This is a genomic window from Paenibacillus sp. FSL K6-0276 (assembly GCF_037977235.1).
In the GTDB taxonomy this organism is placed as follows: domain Bacteria; phylum Bacillota; class Bacilli; order Paenibacillales; family Paenibacillaceae; genus Paenibacillus_AQ.
The window spans coordinates 1246231-1257892 of the sequence record NZ_CP150276.1 but is presented as its reverse complement, the minus strand read 5'-3'; the positions used below and the strand labels follow the sequence as shown (position 1 = coordinate 1257892).

The 11662-nt window shown below is 44.7% G+C and carries 10 protein-coding genes and 1 pseudogene; 4 read left to right on the top strand and 7 right to left on the bottom strand.

The window, feature by feature from the left end:
• Window positions 1–89: 89 nt before the first annotated feature.
• The 5 genes and pseudogenes from MHH52_RS05595 to MHH52_RS05575 form a co-directional block, all read right to left on the bottom strand.
• On the bottom strand, window positions 90–656 hold the full coding sequence (locus MHH52_RS05595; protein WP_340007164.1) for a histidine phosphatase family protein: 567 nt from the start codon (window positions 654–656) through the stop codon (window positions 90–92).
• A gap of 496 nt (window positions 657–1152) precedes the next feature.
• Entirely contained in the window at window positions 1153–2358 is a 1206-nt protein-coding gene (locus tag MHH52_RS05590; RefSeq protein WP_340004457.1) for an IS4 family transposase, read from the bottom strand.
• Between the two features lie 239 nt (window positions 2359–2597).
• Entirely contained in the window at window positions 2598–3893 is a 1296-nt protein-coding gene (locus MHH52_RS05585; protein WP_340007163.1) for an MFS transporter, read from the bottom strand.
• A gap of 86 nt (window positions 3894–3979) precedes the next feature.
• Window positions 3980–5131, bottom strand: a complete 1152-nt coding sequence (locus tag MHH52_RS05580) for a winged helix-turn-helix domain-containing protein (protein ID WP_340007161.1) — start codon at window positions 5129–5131, stop codon at window positions 3980–3982.
• A gap of 156 nt (window positions 5132–5287) precedes the next feature.
• A pseudogene (locus tag MHH52_RS05575) lies at window positions 5288–5742 on the bottom strand (YjgB family protein); the annotation flags it as partial.
• A gap of 244 nt (window positions 5743–5986) precedes the next feature.
• On the opposite strand from MHH52_RS05575, the gene MHH52_RS05570 reads away from it, so the two are divergent.
• From MHH52_RS05570 to MHH52_RS05555, 4 genes are all read left to right on the top strand, one after another.
• On the top strand, window positions 5987–6565 hold the full coding sequence (locus tag MHH52_RS05570) for a sigma-70 family RNA polymerase sigma factor (RefSeq protein ID WP_340009504.1): 579 nt from the start codon (window positions 5987–5989) through the stop codon (window positions 6563–6565).
• Window positions 6562–6927, top strand: a complete 366-nt coding sequence (locus MHH52_RS05565; protein ID WP_340007159.1) for a hypothetical protein — start codon at window positions 6562–6564, stop codon at window positions 6925–6927. Before MHH52_RS05570 ends, MHH52_RS05565 begins: the two co-directional genes overlap by 4 nt.
• Window positions 6917–9226: a hypothetical protein gene (locus tag MHH52_RS05560; protein ID WP_340007157.1), complete on the top strand. Its 2310-nt coding sequence runs from the start codon at window positions 6917–6919 to the stop codon at window positions 9224–9226. The genes MHH52_RS05565 and MHH52_RS05560 overlap by 11 nt, the downstream gene beginning before the upstream one ends.
• A 275-nt stretch (window positions 9227–9501) precedes the next feature.
• Window positions 9502–10458 (top strand): IS30 family transposase, encoded by a 957-nt coding sequence (locus MHH52_RS05555; RefSeq protein WP_340003901.1) that lies wholly within the window; start codon window positions 9502–9504, stop codon window positions 10456–10458.
• Window positions 10459–10499: 41 nt separating this feature from the next.
• On the opposite strand, the gene MHH52_RS05550 is transcribed toward MHH52_RS05555, so the two are convergent.
• Entirely contained in the window at window positions 10500–11039 is a 540-nt protein-coding gene (locus MHH52_RS05550) for an RDD family protein (RefSeq protein ID WP_340007156.1), read from the bottom strand.
• Window positions 11040–11067: 28 nt separating this feature from the next.
• Window positions 11068–11586 carry an AAA family ATPase gene (locus tag MHH52_RS05545; protein ID WP_340007154.1) on the bottom strand — a complete coding sequence of 173 codons (519 nt, stop codon included), beginning with the start codon at window positions 11584–11586 and terminating at the stop codon, window positions 11068–11070.
• Window positions 11587–11662 lie beyond the last annotated feature (76 nt).

The following is an 11662-nucleotide window of genomic DNA, read 5'->3' as shown; positions in this document are numbered from 1 at the left end:
CATCCAATACGGAGCTCTTTCTAAGGAATAACGTCATCTGGGTCCGTACGCTCAAGGGATGATGACTCGGCGGTGTAGGCATCCCCTAATCATAACCTCTCTACACCCATTAAAGTTCCGCCTGCGAACTCCATTTTATAAATATCCGGCTTTGTGGTTTGAAGTAGAAAATTCAGATCATATTTGGCGTCAAAATAATTCATCATAAGCGTCATGACTGCCCCGTGAGTTCCAATCGCAACCTTTTGACTACTGTGTTTGTTCAGTATTTCTGTCAGCACGCTAACTGATCGCTTCTGACACGCATGAATGGATTCCCCACCAACCGGAACAAAATTCGGATCAGCAAACATTGTTGTCAGTAATGGATATAACTCCTGGTCAGACATGATCTTATTTCCGTCCGAAAAATGGATTTCTCGGAGATCTTCAACACTTTGAATCTCTGCCCCTAACTCCTGCGCCAATCCAGAAATCGTATGTATAGCCCGAAGGTATGGACTTGAATAAAAGGCTTGAATTCCTTCGAGACGTAATTTTTCCGATATCTTACGGGCATCCGCCTCCCCCTTCGCTGTTAATCCACGTGTCCTCTCAGTTCCTCCGAGTAGCTTTGGCGACTCTCCGTGCCTTACCATATAAATAAAAGTAGCCATTCTTTCCCCTCCTTAACCTCTACAATTTCTCGTGCTCTATCCAAACTCCTCCATAAAATAAAAAAAGCCCTTACGGGCAAGATACTATCCTACCGGGTTAGCTATATTACGACTTATACCGATTCATATGAAGCTGCTACAGACCACAAAATAATAACTTACTGAGAAGTCACTTAATTGCACTATATACAACTATTAATCGTAAAAAGACATCCGATGAACGTATAAGTGTAGTTTGTGCAACTAAAAATCATCATTCCTAGCCTACAAGGGAGAAAATCAAATTATAGCTGCACTAAATACAACTAAAGTCCGCTTTGAGCGATGGAAAGGAATTTAATTGCACGTTCTGCACTAAACATGCATAGAACCTTACATGAAATCGAAAGATATTAAAAAGTAATAATTTTACAGTTCTACTTTTCGAATTAAGAAAAAAAACTAAAGGGCTCTTAAGCGTAGGAGTAATTACCAGAAAAAGTAATTTGGTATGGAGTTAGCTCACGATGATTTTTACGGTTTCTCGCTTGTCACCCGTTCGTGGGGGAGCCTCCGCAGGCTTCGGTATTTTTTGTCTTCCTTTCGAACGCCGTGTCGGCTCAATATCCAGAGTCTGGACGAAAGAATCCCAGTCTCTCGCGAAGTAATATCGCATCTTTCGCAGAAAGTTCCACGGGCTAAGCAATGTCTGTGTTTCCCGTTGAATTAGCTGGCACAGCAAGGCCGTAATCATCCCGATGTAGCATTGGACCCAAATCGCGTTCGGATGATGATTGTGAAATGTAACGGTCGCCAGGTGCTGTTTAATCCACTTAAAAAATAGCTCAATTTGCCAGCGACAGCGATAGATTTCTCCGATATCCTGTGCGGTTAGTTCTTGGCGATTGGTAATGACTTCGTACACCTTACCTTCGTCATCTGAAAACTGTACAAGACGAACCTGAAAGAGTTGTCCTGAGACTTTGTCCAAAATCTCCACGTCAGCATCTCGGGTAATCAGGCCTTCCTTAGGGATCTCTCGTTCCCGAAGCACTGTATATTTCGTCTTGGTTTTCAAACGGGCAACAAAGAGTATGGCCTGCTCTACCCACCGTCTAAAATTACCGTAATTGACATAGCCACGGTCAAAGATGTACGTCGTATCCTGCTTCGTGACCAAACGGTTAACGGCTTGTTGATCCGACACACCGACAGTAGAAAGCACAATTTCATCCGGGAAATGGCAGCCTGACTCTAAGGAGAGCAACCGAGTATGAATCTTTACCCCTTTGGTTTTATCTTGATAAAAGGCCCAGTCCCCTAATACCTTAGGTAGAGAAAACGTGGTGGAATCCACTGGAGCTAATTTTCCAAAGTGCTTGATGCCTTTGGCTCCACGTTGGTGTGCTTTCAATTCTTGAGTCAACTGAGCAAACAGCCACTCTAAATAGGCTAGAGGAATGGCATTCAGTTTGCGATTTAAGGTGGACTCATGGATGGATGAAAGGCCCGTGAATGCTTGAAGATCTAAGTTCGTTTCCAGATTAAGTACGATGTCAGCCAACGATTCCCGTTGCTGGAGTTGGGCCTCGACCAAAAGGGCGATCGCTGAGCCGACAGAAAGCCTTTTGGTATAATGGTCGGTCAGCGGACACCGAAACGAACAAAGTTTTAAGCGAATTAAACACTTGCGTAAAACAGAATTTTGCGTTAAATTACCCATGGATGCTCCTTTTTGTAGAGGGATGTGGGTAACACGCCTACACTTTCTACAATAGGAGTTTTTTTATGGATTGAGAAGTGAAAACAAATCAATATACTCCATATTTAGTAATTTATTAAAACTTTTTTTCTCATGTCAGCTTTTGCGCATGTCTAGTGCACGTTCTGCAACTAAATACTTGGGTAGCCCGGCCTTCACTCCACACTTTCGCAAGCTCATTTCCGAACAAATCAGCATCCTCAAGTTTCCATCACTTCAACCTTCCTAGGTTGCTCCGCTGAGCTATCACTCTTCTCTTTCTCCTTAGGCCACAGCACGCGTCCAAACATCATTCCAAGCACACCAATCAAGGCAATTACGATGCCAAAATTCAAAAATATTCGACTAGGTCCAGCGGCCTGAACCAGCATACCGCCAAGGAGTGGAGCGCCAATCATAACTCCGCTTAGAATGGTACTTTGAATACCGAACACACGCCCTGTCATGTGCGGAGGTGTTTCTTTTTGCAAACAATAATTGAACGTGATCATAAACATTCCGTTTCCGAGACCCAGTACGAATCCTAGCAGCATTACAGGTAGGCTGGAGACTCCCGGCTGAAGCAGGCCAAGCCCTCCGACCGATACACCAATAAGTGCATAACCCGCACCAAGCTTCCAGGCGTAGCCTGTTCCCCGGTTCATTTTGTTCATGACCATGATCATGAATATAGCACCCACGCCAGACGCTGCCACAAGCCATCCCAGCATAGATTCCTGAGAAGGTGCAATCATTCTGAATAAACTAGTGAACTGAAAATCGATCATCTGAATGGCCAACGCACCAACTAAGCCAAAGAGCATGCTGTTTAGAAGCAGTCTACTGCGCAGCATAAAGCCCCAGCCTTCCTTCCACATGGTGCGGAGGGGAACCTGCTCTTCTTTATCGCCCTGATCTGAGCTGACTTGTCCTACCTCACTGTTCTTAACTGTCAGCAAAAGCAGGTAAGAGCAACCTCTGAGACAAGCATTAATCAATATGCACCACTGTGGCGTAAGCACAGACAATGCGAAACCACCAAGCAAAGGTCCAGCGATTTTGGAACCCTGATTTACAATTCCGTTAAGTGAGGTCGCTTGAAGAAGCTGATCCTCTCTGACCATACTGCGGGTCATCGACTGCTGGGCAGGTACGTTTAACGTGGAGATAGCAGCTCGCAACATCAGTAGAGGAAGCAACCACACCATGCCGGGAGCGAAAAGCACTAGTACAGTTAACAATGCCGTAAGCAGATCACACATCCGCATTAGCTTTAGCTTATTCAGTCTGTCAGCCGCTACCCCTGCCACGGAACCGAGCAGAATCCCAGGTAAAGCCATAGAGACCGGAATCAAAGCCAGCATAAGCGGGCTAGCTTGCCAACGGTACCCTACGAGGACCTGAATCGCCAGTGCATCGAACCAATCTCCAAAAGTTGCTGTCGCAAATGCGCTGTACACACGCATAAATACTTTGTTCTTTAACAGGCTCGTTCCTGCTTGTGATGAAGCATTCATCGGACATTCCTCCAAGTTACATTTAAGAAAATATGAAGCATGTTCTTAATGTAACGGAGAATTGTCAGAGAATTGTCAGAGAATTATCAGAGAGCTGTCACAATATTCATAAGCACGGTTTCCAAAGATTGCTCTAACCGATGGAATCCCCGCTTTTCCTTCTCTCGTTCAAATAATTCTGCATATTTGTGATGCAAGGCTAGCTTGGGTGGAAACTCGTTACAATAGTGAACCATTCGGTATAATGCATATATCCGCATCGGTACGAACCCCGACATCTCAAGCACCTGAAGCGCATCATCCAATAGTTGCTCTGCTTCAATCCAAGACTTGCGCCGTAACAACCATAATCCCCTTACAACTTTATAACTGCCGATCTCACGCAAAAAGGGCTTTTCCAGCAAAAGCGCTTCAATGGCGTTCGCCATCCGTTCCAATTCTTGATCCTCAGTACCCATCCACAAGTGTACAAACATTTCTGAGATTGCCGTTACCGGAATGAAGTTCTCATACCCAGGCTCTTTGATCACCTGATGTGTTATCTTTAATCGTTCCAGTGCTTTTTCCGGTTGTCCAGCAAGCGTGTATAAGTCCAGAATATTAAGGATCTCCAGCTCTTTGTGCTGAGGAGGTAAGAGGATCTTTTTCTCAAGTACTTGCTCGCAAAAATCCAGTTTGTTCTTCGGATCACCCAAAAATATATAACATATCAACAGCGAATAGAATCGCTCCTCTATCCCAACTTCATCTGTGTTCAGCAGCCATTCTAAGTCTCCCTGTACAAAATGAATATAGATCGAATAGAACGGATCCATCTCATAACCCAAAACATCTTGTTGTCGCGCTAAGGTTAACATGGATCGACCTTGGCCGTATTGATGGTATTTTACGAATATCTCCCGCATCGTCTCTTGCATCTCTGAGTCATATGTGGTCGGATTGGTCATTGCTACCGAAGGCTCCTGCATAGTCAGACTATAGCCAAATCCACGAACGGTCTTAATATCCAAGCCTTGTAGCTTGCCAAGCTTCTTACGAAGTCGATAAATATGATCATCTACCGTTCGCTCTACCGGATACTCCAATGGCCATACCTTATCCAGCAGCTGTTCTCGACTGAACGTACGCCCTCTATTGTTGTACAAGTACTGAAAAAGCGTAAATTCTTTTGGGAATAATTCTATCGTTATCCCATCTGCGGTCACTTTATATTCACATTCGATTAATTCCAGCTGCATGGTAGAGCCTCTCCTTCCCCCGAATCCACTCCATGGCCTCATTATATCAGTCAGCCTACGGTGTACTCCAGATGGAAATGAACATATAAAAAGAGCAATCCACAGAATTCTCTGCATGATTGCTCTCTTCGAATATTACGGTTATTATCAGACTCCTTACCCAGCCATATTATTGGTGGAATCCTGTTCACTAAACACGGAGATGGGCCCACCTTACCCGTCGAGTTTAGAATAATGAATTTCAACTGGAATTGATCATTGGCTTGATAAATGTAGATCTTATCCTCGCCGTTCACTTTGGTATCATCCGGCTTGCCTAGCGCCCCTTCGATTTGTTTCAGTGTCAGCTTTTGCAGTGCAGAATCACTGGAACGAACATCGAAGATTAGACTCCCTTTATTGAATCCGAATACGACATGTTCGTCAGTGTGGGTAGCATAAATGCCTTTTCCCGCTGGCTCTTGATCAGGCTTACCCCAATCCGCTTCTACCTCATCAATAAGTCCGGTATGAGCAGCATATTCAACACCGGGAACCTTACTCTTTTTGGCAAGCTCAATTAATTCTTTGAGTTGTTGTTTGTCGCTATTCTGCGAATTTGCGTTGGCTGTATCTTTATTAGTCTCCGTAGGAGAAGAAGTAGCTGTTGGCATCGTAGTTGGGGAGGCAGAATTAGCTTGTTTCTATCATATACCCAGATCTACCGATCATCTATTAAATTACGGATTACCTATTTTGAATGTACAAAGTGCAATGGGAGGCACATCTGAAGCATATCTTGGGAAACATCTTGCGACAAACCGCCCTCCCAGTAAAAATATTCCACACAAACGCAACCTTAATCCTCCAAGCCGCATCTTATTAGTAAAGGGAGGGGAGCTTCATCTGAATATTATAGAAAGAATCAAAGCAAAGGATGAGTCAGCTCTCCGCCTGTTGATGGATGATTACGGCGATATGCTGCTCCGGACCGCTTGCTTACTGCTCAAAGATCGACAGAGTGCCGAAGAAGCGGTGCAAGATACTTTTGTTCAAGCATATGCCAAAATGAGTCAGTTGCAAGATCCGGAACGGTTAAAGGCTTGGCTCATTCGCATCGTAATCAACCGTTGCCGGATGAGACAACGAACATGGAGCTGGCGCAATATTTTCCCTTCAGGAGGAACAGCGTTACAACCAAATGACGATGCTAGCTTCACTGCCGGGGCTGAAGAGCTTTTTATGGTGGAATGGCACAATATCAGACTCACCGAGTCCATGAGAAATCTCGATTATATATACCGCGAATGTCTGACGTTGTATTACTTTCATGAAATGAGCATCCGTGAAATTTCCGAGCAATTGAATACACCTGAGAATACGATTAAATCCCGACTCGCCAGAGGACGGACGCTCTTAAAAAAGATTTTGGAGAAGGAGGGACATTTCTTATGAACACGGAGAATACGGAGAATACGGAGAATACGGAACGCGAAGCTATCAAGCAACAACTAGATGAAGAACTACAAACAATCCACTTCAAAGGATACGAACGAGTCCTCAAGATGACCCACCCTCCAACCTTTGGAGCCCGTCTCTTTGCGCTATGGAATAAGGAGATCGAGATCCCAGTCAAACCCCTAGGCGCGATCGGTGCAATTATTCTAGTCATTTCGCTGACCCTGCATCAACCAGAAGTTAAACATCAGCCACAACAAAGCGTCCAGCAACATGCGAACCGGGAACTCATCGAAGCCGGAGGCAATACGTACTGGAAAGATATCTATGAGCAGGCGGTGAAGAGGCATGAGAATTAAGATAAAGGTCAAACATCTGGTGTCATTCGTGCTGCTCCCTGCTTCCCTGATCATTCTTTTATTTAACTTCTTACCCTCAAAGGCACAAATGGATAAGAGCACAGCTACTCAATCTAACCTAGCCCGAACAGAGCTTCTGCAAAAGCTAGAGTCTACAACTGGCAGTAAACGTATGGAGCTTATCCAGACAAACATCATAGATAAGGAGCACGGCTATGATCCCTACAGATATGACGTTAATATCAGCCCCTCTATGAGCCAGTGGACTAATAATGAAATCCATAGTTCCGGTCTGCTACCGGAGGACAAAGTACCCTTGCTTGAGGAATATATCCTTGATGGGCCAGCGGATAATACACGTATATTTGCGGCTAAGCTGCTTGCCTATGAATATGATGCTCTTGGTCGTAAGGACGACGGGGATCAAGCGCTTATCACCGCATCGAAACAGCTAAACAGCAACTCTCTCGTGGCAAAAAAACTAGCGTTCCTTCGTGCAGAACGATCCCTGAATCGTGGGGATACAGCAGTCGCTGAAGCTATTCTAGAACAACCCACTTTTCCATCTGAGTATCAGGAAGATCTAGATGCACAAAAAGCATGGCTTACCGGACGTCTGCTCTTCACAAAAGGCGAAGCGCAGCAAGCCCTTGCTGTAGTAACCGATGGCTTGGAGAGCTACAAAAAATTCTGGCTGAATGTTCATAAACAAATGAGTCAGGTTACTAGCAACTCGGATAAAGACACCACAGACAATGGCGCAGCAGGTTCATCATCAGGGTCAGCACCGGAGATAGGCACTTCAGAGACTGAAATGCAGCTAGAAGCGCTCCGATCCGCAATTCAGTCTGCTATAGATATGGGAAGTACCTCAACTGCTGTCGTATCCGGAACCCTGACCCGTAGCGATGGGACTCCGGTCTCACGTGCAGGTATTTTTCTCCGTGCTGAAAGCGAAGTTCATCACAGCATTACTGCTGCTGAACCGTACCGAATCGTCACCGACGCTGATGGACGTTTCGAATTCCACGGTGTGATTCCCGGCTTCTATCAATTGCAGCTTGGACTTAGCTATGATCAGATCGACGGCTGGACTTGGCCTATACAGTATGACGATTGGATTGAAGTCAAACCGGGTGACGTGTTAAATGAGCGCATTGTTCTGCAACCTCTACTTGAGCTTCAGTCTCCTATTAATCAAGAGACGATAACGGATCAGTCTGTAGATTTCCACTGGAAGGCTGTTGAAGGCGCGGCTTACTATCGTTTAAACGGAGGGGTCTCGACGGTGGGGAGCTCCTTCAGTTCGCAGATTCGGGACCATATCACCGATAATCAAGTCTCCATTCCAGTAGACGAACTTTACTATAACAGCGGTTTCTCTTACAGTAGCGGCGGAGAGGGTTGGGAGTCCATTGAACCTTTGTCTTTTCTCGGGTTCATGAATCCCGAGGTACGCTTTTCTTGGAATATTGAAGCATTAGATGCGGAAGGACGCTTGATCACCCGCAGCAATGGCTACAGGCTGAATGAAGACACCGTCGGTAATCTTCCCTTCTTCTATCTCAAGGAAAGAGAGCTTACCGCGGCTGACCAACTCTTACTGGATAAAAAACCGGATCAGGCTTTAGAAATGTATCAACAGAATGCCGCAGATGATCCACAGGATGCTCATGCCCTGCACATGCTTGTGAAGCTGATGCTCGCCAAATCCTCCATCACGAAGGATGACTCATTAGAAGATCAGGCGATTCCTTCACTCCAAAAACTCATGCAGCTGCATCCTAATTCTAATTATGCCTTCACATTGACGCAGTATTATTTCGACCATGCGGACTGGAAGTCATATAACGAGTATTATTCCCGCTATAACGAACTAAACCAAACCAATGATAACAGTTATGTACTTTCTATTAACGCGACAGCACTCATGCATCAAGGCAAGCTGGAAGAAGCACGTGAGCAATTCGCTATGGCTCTGGAGCATGATGAAAGCCATCGCTTCATCGGGAGTTATCTGGCGGCAGAATTATACGCTGGTGAGTCGCTCTCATCTATAATAACACTGGCTGAGCGTTATCCCGAAAACAGCTTTGGTCTTAATGGGTATCGTTGGCCGCAAATGCTTAAACAGCTCATAGCCGAACGAACAAAACAACCTAACAACTTTGACCAAGAGTTGAAGGAAAAACTCGGATGGTATGTGAATGGTCAGACAGATGTTTTGAAGCAATGGATCGAAGGGGCAAAGTCCTCCGCATTGAAGACCTTTATGCAAGCAGTTCAAGAGGTAAGCTAACTCATTTATGCATATAAAAATCCGGTCCCTCTCGATAAATACGAGTATGGACCGGATTTTTATTTAAGCATGATTTTATTTAGATTTAGCTTCCATCATGTAATTCTGGAAGTCTGTAATACTTGGGTTGGACATAATCAATAAGTATTTTAACGATAAAAAATTTAACATTAGACGGATTGTAATATGAAGTGCGACAGCTAAACAGAGAAAGCCCATGGGGATTCGTGTAGAATGAAGTTACCACACACCATTCACACAAGGAGAATCACACCATGGGTTACACTCATCTTAGCATAACGGAGCGAAGCAAACTAGAAGTACTATACGGATTGGGATGGTCTAGTCGAGCGATTGGGGCAGAACTTGGACGTCATCACTCCGTCATTGCCAGAGAACGGAAGCGAGGAGGCAAGGGAAATACCTATCTTGCTGAGACCGCTCAGATCGCGTATAGCGAACGTCGACAAGGGAGTAAGTCGACAGGTCGTTTCACCGCGGAACTGGCCGGAGAGATCAATGAGAAACTCCGACTTACCTGGTCGCCCGAGCAGATTGCTGAACAGCGTAGAGCCAGTGGTCAACCCTTCGTATGCTTCAAGACGATCTACCGTTGGCTATATGCAGGTCGTCTGGTTGCAGGCGAAGTAAAGGTGCTACGGCATAAGGGTAAACGACGTAAACCACTGGAGACACGTGGTCGATTCCTCGTGGGGAAAACCATTAGTCAACGGCCAAAGGGAGTACGAAAGAGAGATTCCTTCGGGCACTGGGAACTAGATACGGTGGTTTCCAGCCGAGGAAAAAGCCGTGCTTGTGCCGCGACCTTTATCGAGCGCAAGACACGGATGTATCTGGCCGTAAAGATGCCCGACCGTACCGCTCATTCGATGGAGATCGCCTTTGGTGTTGTGGCTAGCCAGTATCCGCAAGAAACTTTCCGAACGGCTACTGCGGATCGAGGAAAGGAATTCGCCTGCTATAGCGCTCTGGAAGCCTTTCATGGACTGGATGTCTACTTTGCTGATCCCTACTCGTCCTGGCAACGAGGGTCTAACGAGAATGGCAACGGACTCCTTCGAGAGTTCTTTCCCAAAGGCCATGATTTTGCACAAGTTTCAGATGAGGAGCTTGCCCACGCCCTAGATCTCATCAACCACCGCCCCCGGAAATGTCTGGGGTGGAAGTCTGCTCACGAATCTTTCATGTCCGAAGTGTCGCACTTAGCTTGACAATCCGTCATTAAAAAAAGAATGCTTTGTGAGAGCATCCTTTAAATCGCTGATTTATCAACAACATAAGTACCGGCCATCATATCGTGAAGCGCACGTTTTCGGGGATTTAGTGCGACAAACAGATAATCTACAAGCATTATGGAGCCAAGTATTTTACTAAGGTCATTAGCCAAAGGTGCCCATAAGGCAAAGTAGGTAGATATAATAGTGAAGTCGTAGAGGCTGACGCCTATAACCATCGAAATAACGAGACTAATGATTCGGAAAATATTTCGAACTAGAGCTTCCTTCAGCGTTGGATAATTCCCTTGTTCATTGATAATCTTTATTTTTAAAATCAGCTTCCCTGGCGTTCCACCAAATCTAACGATCATAAAAATATCAAACACGACGAAGAAAATATACTCAAGGATGATAGGAATCTCCGAGTGCAAGGAAATAGCTAATGAATTGAATATCCAGTATACAATAACCGCAGGGATCAGGATGACAATGAGATCAAGAATGGTAGCCAGAACTCTTCTCCAAAAGCCTATGAAATCCTCCTGTTCCAAACGCTCAACTTTATTATTATCCATATTAGGGCCCCACTCTCTGTACTTTACTTTATTCATTCATCCTTATTACCCGTTCTTCAATAATGGTTTCCAGTTCCTTATTATTCTTTAGAATCACCCGTCTATTAGAAAAATCATTCGTTAATTCAATAATTCTATGTATGGCTTCCCGATTATATCCACGGTTCCATTCAAAAATCATCACATACAGATTCTTAAACGATTGCTTGTAATTCGCTTGCTCGAATCCCAGTCTTGTCTTTATAAACCTTGTAATCACTCTCAAATCACAGATTACTGGATTAGGTCTCAGAATAACGATTAAATCTGCTCTTTTAAAACTTTCTTGCCCCCACTTATAATGTACGCCTTCCAGAATCCATGAGGGTTTATCTAGAATCTCCTCCAATTGTGCATCCCTTGCTTCAACGGAATAACGAAGGTTCTCGGCACTTCTATCCCATACCAAATTATCAGTCTCGTAATAATCTACCCCATACTTTTTGGACAACTCTCTAGCGATATAGGATTTTCCACTTCCACAGGCTCCGATGATTCTAATCTTCATATAACCATCCCTTCAAGATTCTCTGTTCGTAAAAACATCCATATTAATCCAATTATACACCTTACACAGAATGCCT